The 22015-nt window shown below is 33.1% G+C and carries 16 protein-coding genes and 1 pseudogene; 12 read left to right on the forward strand and 5 right to left on the reverse strand.

Features of this window, described 5'->3' with window-relative positions; all coding sequences use genetic code 11:
* Window positions 1–279, forward strand: a 279-nt coding sequence (locus RBH29_RS06820) for a DUF7507 domain-containing protein (protein WP_306696021.1), incomplete at its 5' end; no start/stop codon positions are given.
* 106 nt (window positions 280–385) lie between these two features.
* Here the strand turns inward: RBH29_RS06820 and RBH29_RS06825 are convergent.
* Both RBH29_RS06825 and RBH29_RS06830 read right to left on the reverse strand, forming a co-directional pair.
* The gene (locus RBH29_RS06825) at window positions 386–1669 is read right to left on the reverse strand and encodes a glycosyltransferase (RefSeq protein WP_306696022.1); all 1284 of its coding nucleotides are present in this window, start codon (window positions 1667–1669) and stop codon (window positions 386–388) included.
* 287 nt (window positions 1670–1956) lie between these two features.
* The gene (locus tag RBH29_RS06830; protein ID WP_306696023.1) at window positions 1957–2265 is read right to left on the reverse strand and encodes an ATP-binding protein; all 309 of its coding nucleotides are present in this window, start codon (window positions 2263–2265) and stop codon (window positions 1957–1959) included.
* Window positions 2266–2783: 518 nt separating this feature from the next.
* Here RBH29_RS06830 and RBH29_RS06835 point away from each other — a divergent pair.
* The 7 genes and pseudogenes from RBH29_RS06835 to RBH29_RS06870 all read left to right on the forward strand — a co-directional run bounded on the left by RBH29_RS06835 (window position 2784) and on the right by RBH29_RS06870 (window position 7682).
* Window positions 2784–2939: a zinc ribbon domain-containing protein gene (locus RBH29_RS06835; protein WP_373463301.1), complete on the forward strand. Its 156-nt coding sequence runs from the start codon at window positions 2784–2786 to the stop codon at window positions 2937–2939.
* Between the two features lie 186 nt (window positions 2940–3125).
* A pseudogene (locus RBH29_RS06840) lies at window positions 3126–3392 on the forward strand (type II toxin-antitoxin system Phd/YefM family antitoxin).
* Complete coding sequence (locus tag RBH29_RS06845; protein ID WP_306696024.1) at window positions 3385–3699, forward strand: type II toxin-antitoxin system RelE/ParE family toxin; 315 nt, start codon at window positions 3385–3387, stop codon at window positions 3697–3699. Before RBH29_RS06840 ends, RBH29_RS06845 begins: the two are co-directional and overlap by 8 nt.
* A 245-nt stretch (window positions 3700–3944) precedes the next feature.
* Window positions 3945–4505, forward strand: a complete 561-nt coding sequence (locus tag RBH29_RS06850) for a hypothetical protein (RefSeq protein ID WP_306696025.1) — start codon at window positions 3945–3947, stop codon at window positions 4503–4505.
* Between the two features lie 421 nt (window positions 4506–4926).
* Window positions 4927–5091 (forward strand): hypothetical protein, encoded by a 165-nt coding sequence (locus RBH29_RS06855; RefSeq protein WP_306696026.1) that lies wholly within the window; start codon window positions 4927–4929, stop codon window positions 5089–5091.
* 252 nt (window positions 5092–5343) lie between these two features.
* Window positions 5344–6507 carry a glycosyltransferase gene (locus tag RBH29_RS06865; RefSeq protein ID WP_306696027.1) on the forward strand — a complete coding sequence of 388 codons (1164 nt, stop codon included), beginning with the start codon at window positions 5344–5346 and terminating at the stop codon, window positions 6505–6507.
* Window positions 6508–6983: 476 nt separating this feature from the next.
* On the forward strand, window positions 6984–7682 hold the full coding sequence (locus tag RBH29_RS06870; RefSeq protein WP_306696028.1) for a PilZ domain-containing protein: 699 nt from the start codon (window positions 6984–6986) through the stop codon (window positions 7680–7682).
* A gap of 136 nt (window positions 7683–7818) precedes the next feature.
* On the opposite strand, the gene RBH29_RS06875 is transcribed toward RBH29_RS06870, so the two are convergent.
* Complete coding sequence (locus RBH29_RS06875; RefSeq protein WP_306696029.1) at window positions 7819–10491, reverse strand: cation-transporting P-type ATPase; 2673 nt, start codon at window positions 10489–10491, stop codon at window positions 7819–7821.
* A gap of 403 nt (window positions 10492–10894) precedes the next feature.
* Here RBH29_RS06875 and dcd point away from each other — a divergent pair, with 403 nt between their 5' ends.
* On the forward strand, window positions 10895–11416 hold the full coding sequence (dcd, locus tag RBH29_RS06880; RefSeq protein WP_306696030.1) for a dCTP deaminase: 522 nt from the start codon (window positions 10895–10897) through the stop codon (window positions 11414–11416).
* 153 nt (window positions 11417–11569) lie between these two features.
* On the opposite strand, the gene mtnA is transcribed toward dcd, so the two are convergent.
* The gene (gene mtnA / locus RBH29_RS06885) at window positions 11570–12607 is read right to left on the reverse strand and encodes an S-methyl-5-thioribose-1-phosphate isomerase (protein ID WP_306696031.1); all 1038 of its coding nucleotides are present in this window, start codon (window positions 12605–12607) and stop codon (window positions 11570–11572) included.
* A gap of 27 nt (window positions 12608–12634) precedes the next feature.
* Complete coding sequence (locus tag RBH29_RS06890) at window positions 12635–13441, reverse strand: S-methyl-5'-thioadenosine phosphorylase (protein ID WP_306696032.1); 807 nt, start codon at window positions 13439–13441, stop codon at window positions 12635–12637.
* Between the two features lie 270 nt (window positions 13442–13711).
* Between RBH29_RS06890 and RBH29_RS06895 the strand changes: the two genes are divergently transcribed.
* The 3 genes from RBH29_RS06895 (at window position 13712) to RBH29_RS06905 (ending at window position 21753) form a co-directional block, all read left to right on the forward strand.
* The gene (locus RBH29_RS06895) at window positions 13712–14347 is read left to right on the forward strand and encodes a TraR/DksA C4-type zinc finger protein (protein ID WP_306696033.1); all 636 of its coding nucleotides are present in this window, start codon (window positions 13712–13714) and stop codon (window positions 14345–14347) included.
* 435 nt (window positions 14348–14782) lie between these two features.
* The gene (locus RBH29_RS06900; RefSeq protein ID WP_306696034.1) at window positions 14783–18670 is read left to right on the forward strand and encodes a glycoside hydrolase family 9 protein; all 3888 of its coding nucleotides are present in this window, start codon (window positions 14783–14785) and stop codon (window positions 18668–18670) included.
* A 536-nt stretch (window positions 18671–19206) separates the two neighbouring features.
* Window positions 19207–21753 (forward strand): glycoside hydrolase family 9 protein, encoded by a 2547-nt coding sequence (locus tag RBH29_RS06905; protein ID WP_306696035.1) that lies wholly within the window; start codon window positions 19207–19209, stop codon window positions 21751–21753.
* Window positions 21754–22015 lie beyond the last annotated feature (262 nt).

Here is a 22015-nt window from a genome sequence, read left to right on the forward strand (position 1 = left end):
CCAGCCAATTATGTTGGTGTAATAGTGGCACAGCCATCTATTACAATAGATAAACTGGTTTCTGTTGACGGTGGGGAAACTTTTATAGCAGCTCCAACATCCCCAGGGTCTACACTACCAACGGGAATGACAGCTTATTTTAAATATATTGTTACCAATACTGGAAATGTTCCAATTACTGATATTACAGTAACTGATAGTGTCTTGGGTTTTATAGGAAGCATCCCTATCTTAAATCCAGACGAATCAGAAGAGTTTATTGCCCCTGAACTACCATAAATCAATGTAATCTAAATTGTCTAACTAGGCTTTCTATTTATAAAGAAAGTCTAGTTTTTTTCCAAGGCATTATTATTAGTAATACAAATCCACTTCCTTAAAAACATCACTTTTCAAGTAGAGGTTCCAATTGATTATGCCATACCCATTTTGGACTGAAATTTTGCCTTGCAAGTATTTTGGCATAAAGTACAGGATTATCACGCATAAGGTTTACTATTATGGAAGCATGTTCCTCTAGGTAGGCTTGTTCGGATGGGCTATAGGTTTCCTTTGTATCAAACCCAAAGTTACGAGCATCCCACCTCATAAAGTATGCCTTTAGCTTTTTTCCAAGCTCCTCAAGAGCTGGAACTGCTTCATTCAAAACCAAAAAATTACCTCTGCTGGAGGCTTCTAGCACGGTAAGGCCAAAGGATTCTGAATAAGATGGACAAATAAACAAATTGGAAAGTGTAAAAAGCTCAAGAACACCAGATCTTGGAAACCCTTCAGAATAGCCTATATCACTTGTAAAAAACATATGACATTTATCAAGCCCGTAAATACATCCTATCTTTTTAATTGTAGCTTTATATATAGTGGGATTAATGTCCATAGAAGGAAAATCACAAAATACCACCTTAACATTGAGCTCAGTTTTTTTCTTAATTGCGCCAGCTAATGCCGCCACTTTATCAAACTTTTTTCCTGTGGTAAGTCTACCGGGATATACAATAAATATATCTGAACTAAGAAGGTCAAATTTATCATTAAGAGATCTTATATGATGGCTCATATGGGAAAGTATATCAAGACTATTATAAACTACTCTGCACTTGCCTTCAGGAACATTATACTGCTTGGAAAGGGCTGATATTCCTGAGTATGTAGGATATACATATATGGTGTTTGGCATGGGTGTATACCGGGCTGAAAAAGGCCACTTTGGATTGACTGGTCTATTTACAGGGGCTGAGTGGGTTACTGCTATAAATTTTATTCTGGTTAGTTTTTCCTGAACCTTTCTTATGGCAACGTTATGAACTAGGTGCCACCCCTGATAGTGTATATCATGCATTATGCATATATCTACGTCACATAAATTGACCTCTAGATTATTAGCTATAGCTTCAGCTTCTTCAAAGAAGGTTTCATGAATTTTGCCATCACCACTTGAATAATCCTGCCAATGAATGTAATTGCCTTTTAATCTGTTAGTTATTTTAGCCCACTCTAGTCCTTGATGGGCAAATATACCACTTTTTTCATCATCGGGGCAATCCTCTGATACAAGAATTTTGGTTTTAATACCTGCATCTAGTAGCATTTTTAAGTGCTCTGCTACAACATTTACAAGAGAATATGTATTATCTAGACCATTAAACATGGTCAATATACCAACTTTCATTAATCACTCACCCCTAAATTAGTTCAATTTCAGACTATTATATGAGGTAAAAAGATTGTACTATTCATAAATGTTGTTGTCAATAAAAATTCCCCGAAAAGGGGAAAGATTTTTCCCCACTAAAAAAAGAACAAAAAAACGCTATCCAACAGAGAAAAAACTTTTTCAAGAATCCAGTTTACAACGAGACTCCCCCATATGATTACCTGCCAGTGAGTTCAGCCCACCATACCCCCCCCAAATATTTCTTTGTAGAATGGCTAAGGGGTATGATTGACTGGCCTGCCTTACAGGCTATCATACGGAACCCATCTCATTATAAACCGCTGGTTAAATGAATTGTCTGCCCTCGACAAATATAAATCTTCTAACATATGGTTTGTTGTTGTGAATAATACATTGTATCTTTGAGCTATAGCTTTAACTCCTAGCGCTACTCCTAAATGAGTTTTACCCGTGCCTAGAGGTCCTATGAAGGCCAAATTTTCTTTCTTGCGGACAAATTCACAGGTTGCCAAGTTATATATAAATCTCTTGTTAATAGAAGGTTGTTGATTAAACTGATATCCTTCTAGTGCATAGCTCCTTAAATACACAACCTACCCGTAGCATTCATATGTGTAATAATTTACCTGCGTATGTCCATTTAAATGGTTTAGCAAGATACTTATTATAAAAGTTAAATTAATTTAAGAACTAAGTTCTTTGTTCTAGTAATTACAAATTAGCACTTAGGGGCAAAACATTATTAGTATTTTTGTCCAAGGGTATTGAGTATAAATAATCCAATTCTAAAATCAAATAACTACTACTAGACCTCTACAGTTCAGAAATTTCATTCTAAAATATGGTGCTAATGTAGAGATTAAATTTTGCAAATCAGTTTTTGGCAAAAATTTCACTTCACTCCTTTCAATGTATATACTCTCAAGCAGAATCTTTGAGTTTAGAGGTTGCTTTTTTGATAAAGAAGGATTCTTATGTTCAATAGTTGCTTGTAAACTAACCCCATAATTTTTTTCAACATTATAACAATACAGCACAATGCAACTCTTTCAGCATAAGCTTCTAAAGTTCTAAGCCTTAAATTGGACATACCTGTCCAATCTTTACCATATGTAATCATTGTGGGTATAAGAATCCAGAAGTAAAAAATCTAACAATAAGAGAATGGGAGTGTCCAAGCTGTAACACCAAACATAATAGAGATGGTAATGCTAGTAAGAATATACTAGCAGAAGGATTAAAACAATTAAGCTTAACGGCTTAAAATAAACTAGGGTTGGAACGACCCGAATGTGAGGCTTGTGGATTCAGTAGGTAACGAGGCAGATGAAGCAAGAATTACACGACTTCTAGTCATATTAGGTTCAATGAAGATTTAAAACATATTTTTGAAAGCTATTTGATATTATATCAAAATTTTGATATAATATCAAAAATGGAGGTGTGTTTTATGCCATCAATTCGACCAAGTTCAGATTTAAGGAATAATTATAACGAGATTTCATAATTCTGCCATCAGTTTGGTGAGCCAGTTTACATTACTAAAAATGGACAAGGTGATTTAGCAGTAATGAGCATTGAAACTTATGAGCGTCTAGTCGGGAAATTCGAGTTATATAAGCTACTTGATGAGGGGATAGATGCGATGAAGAAAGGCAAGGTAAGGTCTTTTCGAGAAGCATTACACGATCTGAAGAAGGACTTGGGCAATGAGTAGTTATAATATTGAAATTACAGAACCAGCCGAACGTGATTTGTTTGAAAATGGGTATTACATTTCAAAGGAACTTAAGGAATCGGATATTGCCAAGAAGGTTATTGAAAGAATTAGTAAAGTGATTTTTGATTTAGAAGAAAAGCCACATAGATATAGCTTGGTTAGTGATAAAAGATTGGCTACGCAGGGTATACGTAAGCTTATAGTTGAAAATTATATTGTGTTTTATTATATAAGTGAGGAATATACAACAGTGACGATTATTCGGATTTTATATAGTAGGCGAGACTGGGTTAATTTGTTATAGAAATTATAATGATCTAGACTTCCTTGGTGATTAATACATGATTTAATGAAAGGAGACTATTGTAGTGCTAATACTAGTGCAGTGCTGACGGACTATGCCTAACAATATAGTTCCGGAAATTCCAGCCGCAAAGGGCAGTCGCCCTAAGTAGCTGAAACAGCGGAACCACAAAACATTAGGCAAAATACACTAAAAAGCCTGAACATCCTTGTGCGGATGTTTAAATACTACGTTGGGGGTTTATTATGATTTATAAAAACAGTTATATAGCTAAAAAACCTATTATTACTTTTTGTGCAATTACAATTTTTTTATTGGTTATTATAATTGTAGTATATACGTTTTTCTTTACAGAAATAGGTGACAGATTCGCAAAATATCATAACTATATTACAGTTGACCTTGAAATAGATGAAAAGCAACAAAATATGCAGGATATAACGGTAAATTATATTTATGATACTGGTAATATTGTAGAAAAAAAGCATTTTAATAATGATAATAGTGTTAGATTTAAAGAAGGTATATATGGTGAAAATATATTTGAATTTGTTATACCCAAAGAATATTTTAACAAGTTTAATGAAAATGTCAAAATTAGTTTTGGAAAATTCAATACTAATTGGTGGCATGTGTGTAAATATTCGGTTAGTGTTAAGGTGTATGAAATATCAGAGGATAAGGCTAATATAACACTGTCACAAGATGTTTTATATAGATCAGATGGAGGAGAAAAACGGACTTTTACCAATGAAGCAACAAAAAATGTAACGCTAAGTGATAATAGCATTAGTATTTATGAATAACTCTTAGACAAAAGGTTGGTGCCTTATTGATAAATTTTGTCCCCAAGTATGTAAAATGGCAGTAATGCCAATTTGATATATAATCTGTTTATAATAATAGAGTTAATTAATATATATGGAGAAAAAATAGATGAAGAAAAAAAGAAAAACGAATATTCCAAGGCATAAAAGAATACCAAGAAAAGCAAGGCTGTAAGCAGCTAGGTGTTGGATACCCAAATATGAAGGGAAAAATATTGTAAATGGTTATAGTAAGCATTTTGCAGTCGATAAGTTATGTGCAGTAAAAGAATTAGAAATACTAGGGTATAAAATTGATCCTGAATATATTAAACGACTTAAGAAAAGTCTTGAAGATAAACGAAAGGCTAAGCAACGCCGTAAACAAGAAAGGGATCAAGCAAATAATTCTTTTTCCATTATGAATTCAGATGATAGATTTTATTATATTGCAGGATATACCTCAGGTGGAGCACCTTATGGCATTACATGGGAGGAAATGGATGCGAACTTCTATGAAGATGAAGTAGAATTTGATATTAATGAAGACAGTGTTAACGAAGAAGATGATGATATGCCATTTTGATTACTAACATAAATTAGACGTTTAGTGGATTTGAAGATAAGGTGTTTAAATTAACAACAAAGTTTTACAGTTAATAGTAGAGAAATTATAGAGGAGGATAAAAAATGATTGAGTCAAGATGTGGTATTCTTTGTAATGAATGTGAATATAAAGAACCTATGAAATGTGAAGGATGTATTAGTATTACAAAACCTTCTTGGAGAAGCTATAGTAAGTAAATTAAAGAGGAACTAAAAAAGGGGGTTAAGGAAAATGAAGATATTAATAGCTCCTATGGCTGTGCCTGTTGAAGCAAGAGGGCCTTTTTCTAGAGCTAAAAAAATTGCTGCTGAATCATTAGAAAGAGGTCATGAGGTAGCTTTTTGTGCTGCTGAAGATATAAATTATTCTCCAATAAAAAGTGTAAAAAATTATTTTGTTCCAGTACCATCAGTATTTGGATTGCCGAAAATTTTAGGAAAAAGTTTAATTCGGTCGGCTCAGAAGCTGGGAATTCAGAAAAAGAAAAATGTAAGTAGTTATGAGGAAGTTATGCATATCTTTGGTATTATTTGCGAAGATTATTTTCGCAAAGATGTAAGATGCATTCGAGAAGCCATAAGAGACTTTAACCCTGATGTTGTTTATGCAGAATTTAGAATTGCTGCTATTGTAGCTGCAAAACTTGAAAACAAAAAAGTGGCTACAAGTTTTAGTTACCCAGTACAAGAAGAATATGCTAACAATCCTGAATACAGTAAAGGTGTTAATCGTTTTTTGCAAGATAACAATTTACCGAATGTCAGATCTACTTTGGAAATATTTCGATGGGCTAATTTGAAAATAGTACCTAGTTCTTACGAATTAGAACCAATTGAAGATAGGGAAGTGAAGTTTGTAGGTGCTTTAAATAGTTATGATATAGAAAAAGCTCACTATAATTTTGGAAAAAGAAATAAAATTGTAGTTTATATGGGGAATGGGGCTATTTCGCCTAGAAAACAAATTAACGAAATGAAAAAAGGATTTTTAAATTCTCAATATGATGTGTATATTGCTTCTAATCAGATAAAAAATATAAGTGAAGAAAATATAATAGTTAGGGATAAATTTGAATTTGATAAGTTATTACCAGAAGCAATAGCTTTTATAAATCATGGTGGACAAAATAGCATTATGGATGGAGTGGTATATGGGGCTCCTCAAATTATTTGTCCAGGAAATGTTTTTGAGCGAAGGTATAATGCACGTTCAATAGAGAAACTTGAAGCTGGCAAATTAATATCGGACAAAGATTTTAAAGCAATTAAAATAAAAGATTTTGTAAATGAATTAAAAAGCAATAAAAAATATATTGAGAATGCAATTAATGTTGGGGAAAAATTAAAAAATCTTGGTGGAATAAAAAAAGTTATAAGTGAATTAGAAAGTATATAGGACGGATTCCTCAAGCAAAATGAAGGATTTTACTATCAAGCAATTACGAACTCTGGTTTATGGAGAGAGCGTATCCAATTTAGTTTTAAGGGCAAAAGAGAAAAGATAAATATAAATGTTCCCTTTAATTAATGGAGAAAAAAATAGTTGCAGTAACGGGGGTTTAAATCTATGGTTACACTGTGTTAGGGTGGATTTATGCGGATATGTGACCTAGTAACTTATAAAAATAAGTTTTCAAAAGAATAGGGTGAAAAACTACCTATATATGTTGATAAATAGACAAAAGAAAATATTTTAAATAAAAAAATTAGTAATAAGAACTAATTTTTTTTTATTTAAACCTTAAAATTTTTTAAAAGTGTATAAAAAAAAGATAAAAATGCCGATATAATTAATATAATAAAAGTTTTATGTTATAGGTAGGATAGTTTTTTAATGGAATATACTAATATTATTTTAGGAGGTCACCATATATGAACAATTTACAATATGATTTACTGCCTGTAAATAACAGAGTAGACTATGTGCTTAATAAAGATGAAAATAGAATTGTAAAAAAGGGAGCTGTAGTTAGTATTAAGCACAAATCTGTATTTGAACCAGTTCTTTCTGTTATACAAAAAGTAGAAAAAAACATAATTTACACTAGATTTCCTGATCTTTTTTTAAAAAGTAATGTATTAAAGGGAGACTGTGTGTCCTGCAATATAATGCAAGATGATTTTGAGTATGTTTTATATGGTACAATTATTGATATTGATATTAAATATCCTTGGCTTGTTGGAATAACTATTGACGATATTAAAAAATTTAAAAACAAAAGGAAATCTAAAAGATACATGGTAAACTTCCAAGCTCAAGTTTTTGTGGGAGATACAGACGAGTCCATTTATGGCATAATAAAGAATCTAAGCATGACAGGTGCAAACATTGTTTTTAAAGAAAAAATAGAGATAGATAGTTTTATAAACCTTTTGGTTCGAAGCTCTATTAAAAATGATTTGTATTTAGAATTCAAGGGAAAAGTAGTTAGATTAATAGATAAAAGTGAATATACCGAACATGGTTTGGAAATTTCAAATATAGATCATTACAATAAAGAAAATCTTACAGAAATAATACAACAATTAGAAAAAAATGAAAAATCATTTATAGCAAATTGCTTAAAGTAAACTTGTCCAGTTTTAGCTTAGCGAGTTCACTACTTTTTTCTTGAAGTATAGAAACTTATAAAAAATTTAATATATCAAAAGAGGTCAGGTACTAGGCACCTGACCTCTTTTGATATATCAAGCTTTTATAAAAGCTTTACTTTGATAATTTAAGAACAATGAATTTTTCCAGCTCAACTGCTAAAAACACAATTACACCAGTTATAAGAGGAAAAGCCCAATATTTTAAACTGATAGGATATGTTCCAAAGGTACCATTCATAAAAGGAACATAAGTAAACACTAATTGTAGAAATATAAGAATAAAACTTACTATAAATACAATCTTGTTATCAAAAAAGCCTTTTCCAAGTGCTGGTTCATGTATTTTGCGGCAGTTAAAAAGATAAAACAACTGACCTGCCACCAAAGAATTTACCAGTACTGTTTGCATCATCTCTACAGGGTAATCACCATCTCTTAGATGCATGAAAATTGTAAAAACCAGACCTCCAATCAGCAAAGACACAAATATTATTCGCCACAAAAAGTAGGAGTTTAAAATAGATTCATCAGGGTTTCTTGGGGGTAATTTCATGGTTTTGCTTTCCATAGGCTCAAAAGAAAGTGCCAGTGCCAAAGTTACCGCTGTAACCATATTAATCCACAAAATTTGTACCGGGGTTATAGGTATTGTTATTCCTAAAAGCAACCCCATTATAAGTACAAGTGCTTCAGCTCCATTTGTAGGAAGTATGAAAAGTATAGCTTTTTTTAAGTTGTCGTATATAGTACGACCTTCTTCTACAGCATTTACAATTGATGCAAAGTTGTCATCTGCAAGAACCATAGAAGCAGAATCCTTTGTTACCTCAGTGCCTTTGATACCCATTGCAATCCCAACATTTGCCTGTTTTAGTGCTGGAGCATCATTTACTCCGTCACCAGTCATGGCACATATTTTGTTATTAGCTTGAAGTGCTTTTACCAGACGAAGTTTATGTTCGGGGCTGGTACGTGCAAAAACATCGTGTTCTTCAACAGATTCTTTCATTTTTTCGTCACTCATGTTTTCAAGTTCTACTCCTGTTACAGCTTTTTGACCGTCACAAATGCCCATTTCCTTACCGATAGCATTAGCTGTAACAGCATGGTCTCCTGTAATCATTTTTACACGTATACCTGCTTCTTTACATTCAGTGATTGCATCAATCGCTTCTGGGCGAGGTGGATCAATAATACCAACTACGCCTAAGAAAACCATGTTTTTCTTAATGTCCTCATGACTTAAAGTATCCTTTTTATCATCTACACTGCAAAATGCAGCACCTATCATTCGTTGACCTCTTTGGGCTATTTGATTCATTTTTTCTGTCCACATTTCTGGATTGATTTTTGTCTCTTTGTCAGAGTTAAGCTGTTTTTGACATAAGTCAAGAAGTCGTTCTGGAGCACCTTTTAAAAATATATAACGTTTTCCATCTAATTCATCTAAAGTAGCCATGTATTTATATTCAGAGTCAAAAGGAATACTTGAAAGCCTTTTGGATTTTAAATTTTTTAATCCAGCTTTATAACCTAAAGTTACTAATGCTCCTTCAGTTGGATAGCCTGCTACATCCCATTGACCTTCACCATTTTTTTTGATTTCTGAATTATTACAAAGCCACATTGTTTGAAGAAGTTTTGAAAGCACAGGATGTTTATCTATATCGACAGAAGAATTATCTTTTTTTATTTTCCCATCAGGTGCATATCCTGAACCTTGAACTTCATATTGATTTTCTGAGGTAACAATTGTTTTAGCAGTCATTTCATTTTTGGTTAAGGTTCCTGTTTTGTCGGAACAAATGACAGAAACAGACCCTAAAGTTTCAACAGATGGTAGACGTCTTATGATGGCATTTCGCTTTGCCATGCGTTGAACACCTATTGCCAGAGTAACTGTTAGTATTGCTGGTAAACCTTCTGGTATAGCTGCAACAGAAAGACCTATTGTAATTAAAAACAGTTCATCTATAGCATAGTCTCTCATAGTGTATCCAAAAACAAAGAACAGTAAGGATATACCAATGATTATAAAAGACAGCCATTTTGCAAAGGTATTCATTTGTTTTATCAGAGGAGTTGTTATATCTTCAGCCTTTGATATCATTTCATTGATTTTGCCCAGTTCAGTATCAGTGCCTGTTGCGACAATAACACCTGTAGCACTTCCATTTCTTACAGTTGTACCTGAGTATGCCATACTTAATCTGTCACCTAAGACAGCATCATTGTCTACAGGATCTGGTTTTTTTGTAACTGCAGTGGATTCACCTGTAAGTGTTGATTCTTCCACCTTTAAATTGCTTGCCTCTAAAATACGCAAATCTGCTGGTATCTTATCTCCAGAGGAAAGTATAACAATATCCCCAGGAACGATATTTTCAGCATCAATTTCTTCTCTTTTGCCATTACGATAAAGGGCTGATTTTAATGAAAGCATGTGTTTAATGTTCTCAAGAGCTTTCTCTGCTTTTCCCTCCTGTACAAAGCCAATTATTGCGTTTATTATAACTACTGCTAAAATAACCCAGGTATCTATCCAATGATCCATTAAAGCTGTAATTACTGCTGCTGCAAGCAGTACATAAATTAGAGCGTTGTGAAAATGGATAATAAATCGCATGAACAAGTTTGTTTTTTTAGGTTCAGGTAGCTTATTGTAACCATATTGTTCAAGTCGAATCTGAGCTTCTTCTTTTGACAAACCATTTTTTGAGGTATTAAGTTTAGCCATAACATCTTTAACATCCATAGAATGCCAATTATTGTTATTATCAGCCATGTATACACCACCTTTCAAAGGAGTATTCTATCATAAGAAATTATTTACATCAAGATAAATTTCAATACCATGGTAAAATAATGAAATTAAAACTTAAAAAAAATAATTTAAGAGAATTAAAGGTCAATGAGAAAAGCAGATTAATGGGAAGTATTTATCGAAGGGAGTCATAGGGCTGCTTAGCGAATTTTCTTGAGCTAATTGATTTAATTTTAAAGGAAAGTATAGTATAATTGTCATATAATTTATTTTAGATTAAATATAATCAACAGTTCCTTCTAAGTAGTTTTAGCTCAGAAAAATATCATGGTAAAGACTGAAGTTTTAAGTTTGTAAAGTATTTAAAGGAACAACCTCTGTTGATTAAAAGAAAATAACTTAAAAAACACAGGGGGAAAAATTAATGATTTTATCTGGTAAAGAAATAGAGAGTAAGATTGGAAAAGAAATAATTATTGAACCCTTTAATAAAGAGCGTATTAATCCTAATAGTTATAATTTAAGGTTGCATAATGAATTAATAATTTATGAAGAAAAACTTCTAGATATGAAAAAGCCAAACAAAACTAAAAGAGTTATTATTCCTGAAGAAGGATTGGTTTTAGAGCCAAATAAATTGTATCTTGGTAGAACGTTAGAATATACTAAGACAGACAAATATGTGCCTATGCTGGAAGGCAGATCGTCAATAGGAAGGTTGGGATTATTTATACACGTAACAGCGGGATTTGGAGATATAGGATTCAGTGGATTTTGGACATTGGAGATATTTAGTGTACAACCAATAAAGATATATCCTAATGTAGAAATTTGTCAAATATACTATCATACAATTAAGGGAGATTATGAAAAGTATAGCAGTGGAAAATATCAAAACAATAAGGGAATTCAACCTAGCCTTTTGTACAAAGATTTTAGCAAGTGATATTTTATTACAGGTATAATGTATGGGAGTAGAATTCATTAAAAAGATTGCTGAGGCTAACTGGTTAAACCAGGAATGAGTTGAAAATAATATCCTGTTCTCAAGGGCAAAACCCAAATAACTTAATGGGTTTTGAACGATGAGAATCGGATGCTATTTCTTAGCCTTTACTGAAAGTATATTTTTAGAACTCACAGGAGAGATTATTCCCTTATCTGTGATAATTGCAGTTATGTATTTATAAGGGGTTACATCAAAGGCAGGATTTCTTACATTTACACCAGCGGGAGATATTTGTGTATTTTTAATATGAGTTATTTCCTTTGGGTTTCTCTCTTCAATTGTAATTTCATCCCCTGTTTGTATATCAAAATCAAAAGTGGTTATTGGTGCGGCAACGTAAAAAGGAATGTTGTTTTCCTTTGCAAGTACAGAAAGGGCATAAGTGCCGATTTTGTTTGCAGTGTCTCCATTTGAAGCAATTCTGTCTGCACCAACAATTACGCAATCAACTTCTCCTTTCTTCATAAAATAACCTGACATATTGTCACAAATCAGGGTAACAGGTATATCGTCTTGTATAAGTTCCCATGCAGTTAATCTAGCACCTTGTAAATATGGTCTTGTTTCGTTTGCAAAGACCTTTATATTTTTTTTGCATTCATGTGCAGCTCTAATGACACCTAAGGCTGTTCCATAATCACATGTGGCAAGGGCACCAGCGTTACAGTGTGTCAAAATAGTACTGTTTTTTTTTATAAGTTGATTTCCATAATTGCCGATGGATTTGTTTGACAAAACATCTTCCTTCTCCATTGACAAAGCTTCATTTTCGATTATTGATTGAATTTCACTTATGGATTTGTCCTTATTTGAAACAGCTTTATTAAAAACTCTGTCAACAGCCCAAAAAAGGTTAACTGCCGTGGGACGTGTAGCTTTTATGGTATCACATATATTTCTAAGTGCTTTAAAAAATTCTTCTTTAGAATCTAAATCCAAAGCTTTTGCTCCAATTGTTATTCCATAAGCAGCGGTAACTCCAATTGCTGGTGCACCTCTTACTATCATGTCTTTTATTGCTTGGGAAATATCAACATAGTTGTCTAACTCTAAAACCTTTTGTTCTGTTGGAAGTAAAGTTTGATCAAGAAGTTTTAATACTCCATTACAATATTTAATGGGTCTCATAGAATTTACCGCTTCCTTTCATAATTTTTAAAGCCCCAGTTCATCAAGTTTTAAATCAGGGCAATTACAATTTTTGTTTTCTAAATCAATTTTTCTAATAATTTCAAACAACATTTTTTTAACTTTTTCATTGTTTTGATCAAACACCTTAAGTACTTCTTCTTCAGTGACAGGCTGTATATCATTACGACCTTCAAGACCAGCATCATAATCAGTAATAAGGGCTATATTTGCGTAACATATGCCAAGTTCTTTTGCAAGATAAGCTTCTGGATATTGAGTCATATTTATTACATCCCAGCCCATTTTTCCAAACCATCTACTTTCAGCAATTGTTGAGAATCTAGGTCCTTGTATAACGACAACAGTGCCTTTTTCATGAGTTGTTATACCTAAATCTTTTCCAGCGTTTATTGCAGTTTGTCTGAGTTCAGAACAATATGGGTGTGCAGGGCTGATGTGTTTGGTTATAGGACCGTCAAAAAAAGTATCCTTACGTCCTTTTGTTCTATCTACAAATTGATTAGATATTACAAAATCTCCAGGTTTGATTTCAGGTTGTAAACTTCCTGAAGCTGTAGGTGCAAGTATTTTTTTTGCTTCTAACTTTTTCATTGCATACAAATTAGCTCTATATGGTATCATATGAGGTGGAAACTGGTGGCCTTTTCCATGGCGAGGTAAGAAAGCAATTTTCTTGCCTTCAAAATCAGCAATAGCTATTTTATCGCTAGGTTTTCCATAAGGAGTATCAACTTCTATTTCTTGTACATTCGACAAAAAAGAATAAAATCCTGAACCACCAAAAACACCGATATCAACTTTGTAATCCATACATGTTCCTCCTATTGTAAAAAAGTAATATAGCACTATTATATTATAAATAATAAAAGTTTCAATATATATGTTGGTATTTTTTTCTCTTCCATAATAAACATCAAATAAAAAGTTATCGTTTGTATAAATATATTAGTACTCTAGTACTCTTTGAAAGTTTAATGGAGAACCAAATTTTCAAAAAAATATAATTTTTATAGAGTTTAAAGTACACTATTAATATTTCATTGAACTGTATTTTCAATACAGTCAGAGGAGGAATAAATTATGGATAACAATATAGATGTATTAAAACAATTATTGTTTAAACAAAAAGAAGACATTGAAAAAACAATAAATAATATGAAAAATCATAAAATTGCAGAGCAAGATGTGGATTCACCAAATGAATTATCAAACTATGATAACCATCCAGCAGAGATTGCAACAGAATTGTTTCAGTTAGAATTAAATAATGGTCTTAAAGTGCACGAGGAGAATTTATTAAAAGAAATACATGATGCCTTATCTAAAATGAATAATGGAAAGTATGGGAAGTGTGAAATTTGCGGCAATAAAATTTCACATGAGCGATTAGAAGCACTGCCGTATTCAAGACTATGTATTAATTGTGAAAACAATAAAGAAGTAACAATGGAGTTTTTAGATAAGCAAAGACCTGTAGAAGAGCAGGTATTAGATACTCCTTTAGGACGAAAGCATCTTAATTCAAAAGAAGATGATGAGTTTGAAGGAATCGATCAATTAAATGATCTTTTAAAATATGGTTCTGCCGATACTCCACAGGATATGGGAGGATATGAAGACTATGAAGAATTTTATACAAATGAATTGGATAAACAAGGAATTGTAGACCATATGGATAATGTGTCCAATGAAGAATACAAACGACAACTTCCATAGATAAGCCAGGATAAACTCATTTAGCCTTAGCTAAACAACGGATCTTCAGGTGGAGTACTACTCCACTTGAAGATTAAAGTGATATCAATTCGATGTATATTTTGTTTTTGGTACACAAAAATTAAAAAATATTCGCATATATCTAGTAGGAGAAAAGTTAAATAAATATAATTATATTTAAACTGAGTGTATATAAAGCGATTCTAATAGTATGGATATACTTAACTTTATATGTTATTATAAATTAAGTACAATTATTTATATGTTTAGTTTTTTACGTAAAATGATTTGTATTACCAGACTAAATACTTAGTAATAAAAAGTTATCAAGACTTTACAATAAATGTAAAGGGGGTTTAGCTTAAATTATTTAGTTTTAGGTGTGCAGTGATTTTACGTATATTAATACAAATATACATAAGGAGTGAAAAAGAAATGGTGAAAAAAAGTTTAGCATTATTTTTAGTGTTTTCCATGGTTGTGGCTATTTTAGTTCCACAAGTACTGGCGAATACTGAAACTTATGAAGAAGGTGTTGGTGGTGAAGAAGTTGAGCTGTCTTCATTTAAGTATGGTGATTTAGATGGTGATTTAGAGATTACATCTAGCGACTATGCAATAATTAGAAAGCATATTTTATATGAAGATAGGATAACTGATCCTGACGTGTTTAAAGCTGGAGATTTAAATGGTGATGGATCAATTGATACTACAGATGCAACATTATTGGGAAGATACATACTCGAAATAATAGATGAGTTTCCAGTTGAAAAGGAAGCAGATTCAGAGGAACCTGAATTTATAACTGAAAACACAGAAAATGTTGGAGACTGGACACTTTATAATCTATCTCATACTGATGTGGAAATAGAAGAGTCAAGCTCAGAGGGAGCAGAAGTATCTATTGCACAAACAGGAACTTCAGAGGACGATATTCAGTTAAAATATAACGATTCATTTGACATGGATGCAGGAGAGTATGAATTATCACTTTCCTTTGAAGGTGATGGATTAGATGAAGTTCGTAGTGGACGTGTTGTGTTAGAAAAAGATGATATGACTAGAGAAGTTATATTAGATGAAGTAGTATCTGTTACATTACTTGAAACTTCAAAAACTGTTGAAATTCCTTTTACGGTTACTGAAGATTTATCTGCAAATTTTTCTATACGTTTGGGGTATTTTGAGGGTGAAGATATTGATTCTCATGAGATAAAAGTAAGTTCTCCAACTGTAGAAAGGACAGGTGATTACGAAGATTCTGATGAGCCTGAAGAGGTTGTTATTGATCCAGATCGTTTTAATAACAGAGTTTCTAATGGTGATTTTTCCGATGGAACAACTGGCTGGTGGAGTAACGAATGTACTCTTGCAGTTGAAGATGGTGTTGGAGCAGTTGAACTTGAAGGTGGTTCAGAAGATCCATGGGATGTTATGATTGGTTATCACCACATAGTCCAATTAGATGGTGGTGTCAATTACGAAGTTTCATTTGATATTGCAAGTGATATTGATCAGGACATAAGATTCCAAATAGTAAATGATGACGAAGAAGACGCAGAAGTATTCGGTAAGTCTATATCTGTTTCTGGAGAAGATGACCTAGTAACATATACTTTTGATGATTTTGAAACAAATGATGATTTTGGTGCAAAATTTGCATTCCAATTTGGTTCATTTGGAGAGGAAGAAGAAATATATAACATTTACATAGATAATGTTCAGATAAAAGAAATCCCAAACATTACTTATGTAGAGATTGACAATGCGGATTTCTCAGGAAGAACAAATGCGTGGTGGAATACTACTGATACATGTGACTTTACGGCATTTGATGGATATGGAGAAATAGAAATTGAAGGTGGGACTGAAAATCCATGGGATGTAATGGTCGGAAATTGGCGTGCTTTTGACCTAGAAGAAGACAAGGAATATACAATTTCATTCGAAATAGCATCAGAAATAGAACAAACAGCAATATTCCAGATTGTTGATTCTGAAAAAGATGAAGACGAGAATGAGATGTATTCAAAATCCTTTACAATACCTGAGGGAACAACACTTCAGACAATTGTACTTGATGATTTAGAAGTGGAAGAATCGTATAGAGGAATGGTAGAATTTCAACTTGGAAGTTATGGAGAAGAAGGAGAAACATATTTTGTATATCTTGACAATGTAGAGATTTTTTACATTGATTACAGTTCTGGAGGAGCAACAATAAATCCATATGATAATATGGTGAGAAATGCAGACTTTTCATCAGGAACCAACAATTGGGGTATGCATGATATGTCCCATGGAGAAGCAAGTTTTGATGTAGAAGATGAAGAGGCAGTAATAAATGTTACCAATACGGGTACTGAGGATTATTCAGTTCAGTTTTACCAAGATGGTATAAGACTTTACGAAGGAAATAAGTACGAGTTTTCATTTAGGTATAAGGCAAATGAAGAACGTGATGCAGAAATTCGTATTCAAGAAAACGGAGGAGACTATATTGGTTATCTTGATGACTCATTAACACTTACTGATGAGTGGCAGACTTATGAAAAAGAGTTTACTATGGAATATGAAGATGATATTGCGGCACGTTTATGTTTTAACTTAGGTGAATATGGGGATGAAACAGAAGTTGATCAAATGATTTATTTTGATGATTTTAATCTTGTTATGACAGAAGGAACCATACCGGAAGAAGAAAGAGAAAATCCTATACGTTTAAATCAGGTTGGGTATCGTCCAAATGATGACAAAGTTGCTTTTGTAGTTTCAGATGAACGTACATTTAGACTATATACAGAGGATGATCAGCTTGTATTGACAGGAAACCTTTCTCTTTACAGTAAGGACAGTGATGGTAATCCAGTTGTAGATGCTAGCAGTGGGGACATTACGCTTGCAGCTGATTTCAGTTCATTTGCTTACGATGGAGATTATTATGTACAAGTAAGAAATGATAAATCACCAGTATTTGGTGTAAATGAAAATGTATATGACGAAGTAACTGAAGCAGTATTAAAATTATTTTATTATCAAAGAAGTGGTGAGTTAAAAGAAGAATATGTTGGTGAACTATTTGCTCGTGAAGCGGCTCATACTGAAAAAGCTATCTATTATGACCCAACTGATCCTTTGTATGGTGATGTAGAAATCGACGTACATGGTGGATGGTATGATGCTGGAGATTATGGAAGATATATTACACCTGCTGCTAAAGCAGTTGCTGACTTGATGATGACTGCTGAGCATTTTCCGAGTACACAGGAAATTGACTTCGGAGGACCTGATAAATTATTAGCTGAAACCCAGTATGAATTAGAATGGATGCTTAAAATGCAACATCCAGAAACCGGTGGCGTATACCATAAGGTTACAGGGCAATATCATGCATCTATGACTGTTCTACCTCAGGATGATGATGATCAGTTGTATCTTGCACCAGTTTCAGCACCAGCGACAGGTGATTTTGCTGCAGTTATGGCGTATGCTTACAGATTGTATAAAGATATTGATCAGGAATTTGCACAAGAGTGTCTTGATGCTGCAATTTTAGCATGGGAATGGCTTGAGGAAAATCCTGATATAGATGGATATACAGATCCAGTGTTTTTCCACAGTGGGGCATATAATGATAATAATTCTAGTGATGAACGTTACTGGGCAGCAGCAGAGCTTTATAAGGTTACTGAAGACCAAGAGTATCTTGAATACATGGAAAACAACGTGCTTCCAAGAGCTGGATTTGGATGGCGTGATATGGGATCATATGCACTAGTAGCTTTATTGACAACTGACCACATTGATGAAGAAAGTGATCTTTATCAAGCTGCTAAAGACCGCTTTATTGATGATGCACAAGGTGTATTGGAAGTATGGGAAGAAGACGGTTACAAAGTTGCTTTAGACTATTATGTATGGGGCAGTAATAAGGATTTAGCTGACCGTACTATGATGTTAATATTTGCAGACAAACTACAGCCAAACCCTAAATATAAAGAAGCTGTTTTAGATCAGCTACATTATTTCTTAGGTAGAAATGCAAGCGATATTAGCTATGTTACAGGATATGGTGAAAAATCTGCTCAGAATCCTCATCACAGACCTTCTGTAATACTTGGAGAGACTGTTCCAGGTATGCTTGTGGGAGGACCTAATAATGAGATAATGGATATAGAGGGAGATCCAGTTTCCCAGATGGTAGATGATAATACGCCTCCTGCAAGGCGTTATGCAGATATAACTGGTAGTTATGCTACTAATGAAATCTGTATTTACTGGAATTCACCATTAGCGTATGTACTTGGATATATATATGAATAAAACAATTAATACTTAACAAAACAAAGACTAGGGTGTAATTTATTTACGCCCTAGTTTTTTTAATGCCTAAGAAAGTGCATTGCTTTCTGGAATCAAAAAAGTCTACCGAAAGGCTGTACTTTAAAGGATTACCTTGGCTTTAAATCGGTGAAGCCGACTTTTTTATCATTGTGGGGCAAGTTGCAGTACCTGTCAAATTAATTTTTTTTATGAGTACATAAAAAAAATTTAATCTTCGAATACGTATAATAAGAATTATATAAATTGCTGGGTGTATTGTATTTAATATATACACCTTAGATTGTTTTAATGCTGGATTGCACTTAAAAAATGTATTAATATTGTTAATATTAAAAAGAAAAATAATTTATAAAATCTGTTAAACCTTACACTGAATATATTGGCACTCTTAAAAACAATTGTTGAAATGTTTTGAATTGTTAGAATTAATTTTAGGAGATTTTTGTAGATATTGTTTAGTTAATGTGCCATGATTCTGTGTGGTTTTAATACAAATATTATAAGGAGTGAAGAGAATGTACAGAAAAAAAGCATCATTGATTCTAGTAGCTGCCATGATTGTGACTTTGTTGGTTCCAACAGCTGTGGCAGATACTGAAGTGCCAGAAGAAGGGTACAGACAGCTTCAGGACTATCAAATTTTTAAAGATGAATCTCATGTAGAAGGTTGGTCTGGAAGTGAATATGGAGAGCTTGAGACAGTAGATAGCACATTACCAGTTGACTATGAAGAGACTTATAATGATTTACCGTCAATAAGACTTAATGTGCATGAACCGGTATCTGGATGGTGGTGGGTATCTCTTATAACTTTTAGAGGTTGGAATACTCACGATTTCACACAATACGTTGAAAACGGCTACCTTGAATTTAACATTAAGGGAGCAGAAGGTGGAGAGACTTTTATAATAGGTGCAAGAGATAAAGTGTATTCAAGAGAAGACCTTGAAGTGACTTTGTATGTAGATACATCGGATTATTTTGATGTAACTGATGAGTGGCAGAGTGTTAAAATACCTTTAAAAGATATTATGGATCCAGAATTAGGTTACTCTCCTTTGGATTCACTTTGTCTAGTTATGGAGCAAGCTCACACTAATACTATGACGGTGTGGCTAAATGATGTAAAAATTACATCTCCTGATAATGAGAAATCATATCCGGAAATAAAAGTTAATCAACTTGGATTTTTAAATGATTCAGAAAAATATGCTCTTGTTACAGGTTTTCCAGAGGTTTTAACAGCTGATGAAGGAACAGAGTTTTCTGTGATAGATGCATCAGATGATTCTGTTGTGTACGAGGGTACTTTAACTCTAGTTTCAGAATTTGAGGCTATTGATTCAGGAGAAAAAATTCTAAAAGCTGATTTTTCAGATTTCGATACTTCAGGAAAATATTATATAAGTGTTGATGCAGAAGGAATAGATCATTCACTTGAATTTGAAATAGGCGATGATGTATTTGATTCTTTGTTAAAAGATTCTTCAAGGTATTTTTATTACCAAAGACAGGGCATTGAACTTGTTGAAGAATTTGCACCTGATTATCCAAGAGATGATATGACCCCACAAGATTCAGAAGCTATTTTTATGTCAGACGATAAAGATGCTATAGATGTTACAAAGGGATGGTATGATGCAGGGGATTATGGGAAATATGTAAATGCTGGTGCTACAGCAGTTTCAGATTTATTCTGGGCTTATGAAATGTTCCCTTCTCAGTTTAATGATAATCAATTTAACATTCCTGAAAGCGGTAATGAAGTGCCTGATATTCTTGACGAAGCAAGATGGCAACTTGAGTGGATGCTTAAAATGCAGGATGAAGAAACAGGTGGATTTTATCCAAGAGTACAGTCTGATGATGATGAAAATATAACCATGAGAATAATTAGAGATCAAAATGGCCCAACTACTGATGATACGGCATGTGCAGCAGCTATACTTGCTCATGCATACATATTGTATAATGATATAGACAAAGAGTTTGCTGATGAGTGTTATAAAGCCGCAGAAAGAGCATGGCTGTTTTTAGAAGACAATCCTGATAACATTATTTCACCACCAGGGCCTTATAACGTTGATGATGACAGTGGAAACAGGCTTTGGGCGGCAGCATCCCTTTACAGAGCTTCTGGAAAAGCAGTTTACCATGAATATTTTTTAGATAACTATCAAAAATTTTCTGATAAATTCCAAGATGAGCATGGATACGCACATACATGGGGAGATATGTGGCTTACAGCATATCTTATGTATTTAAGTTCTTACGGTGTAGATTCTGATGCAGAAGATTGGATTAATACAGAATTGGATTTATGGATTGACAAGATGTTGGAAAGATATGAAGAAAATCCTTGGAACAATGCTATAATACCTGGAAACTATTTCTGGGGAATTAATATGCAGGTATTAAATGTTCCAATGGATGCAATAATTGCATCTGCTTTTAGAGGAACATATGATGAAGATATAACGAATTTTGGATTTGGATCTCTTAACTGGATTTTAGGTGCTAATCCTCTTCGCTTAAGTTTTGTTTCCGGACAGGGACAGGATTCAATAAATCAGATATTCAGTAATATATACAATCACGATGGAAAGTCAGGTATACCAAATGGATATTTGGCAGGTGGTCCTAATGCCTACGAAGGAAGCGGACTTTCAAGGTTTGCGGCTAAATCTTATACAAGAAGTGCTGGTGACTGGGTAACAAATGAACATACTGTTTATTGGAATTCACCTCTTGTTTTTATGGCTGCTTATGCCAATGAAAAAGCAGCAGGAGGCAATATAGAACCACCAACTGTAGAAGAACCAGATCCAGAGCCAACACCAGAACCATCTTTTGTTTATGGTGACCTAGACGGAGATGGAGAAGTTTCATCCACTGATTATGCATTACTAAGTAGACACGTATTACATCAGCAAGTGATAACTGATTCTGATGTATTAAAAGCAGCAGATGTCAATGGAGATGGAGTAATTGACTCTACTGATGCAGCGTTGATAAAAAGATATGTACTAGATATAATAGACACATTCCCAGCAGAAGAGTAAAATTCAGATTCTGGTGAATCTGAATTTTAAGAACAAAATATTGAAAATATTTATTTAAAAAACTAATTGCTCGGGGTATTGAGCTTCGGGTGATTGGTTTTTTTATAAATTAAAACACCAAAAAAAGAAACCAGAGAATAATTTTTACATAAGCTAGTTTTGTTTATTTCTAAAATAACCTTACAAAATTAATTTTTTGATATAATATAATACTTTTGTATTGACTTTTTATAAATCATCTGCTAGGATAAAATACTGTTGA

This window comes from Herbivorax alkaliphila, from assembly GCF_030848475.1.
Classification (GTDB): Bacteria; Bacillota; Clostridia; order Acetivibrionales; family Acetivibrionaceae; genus Herbivorax.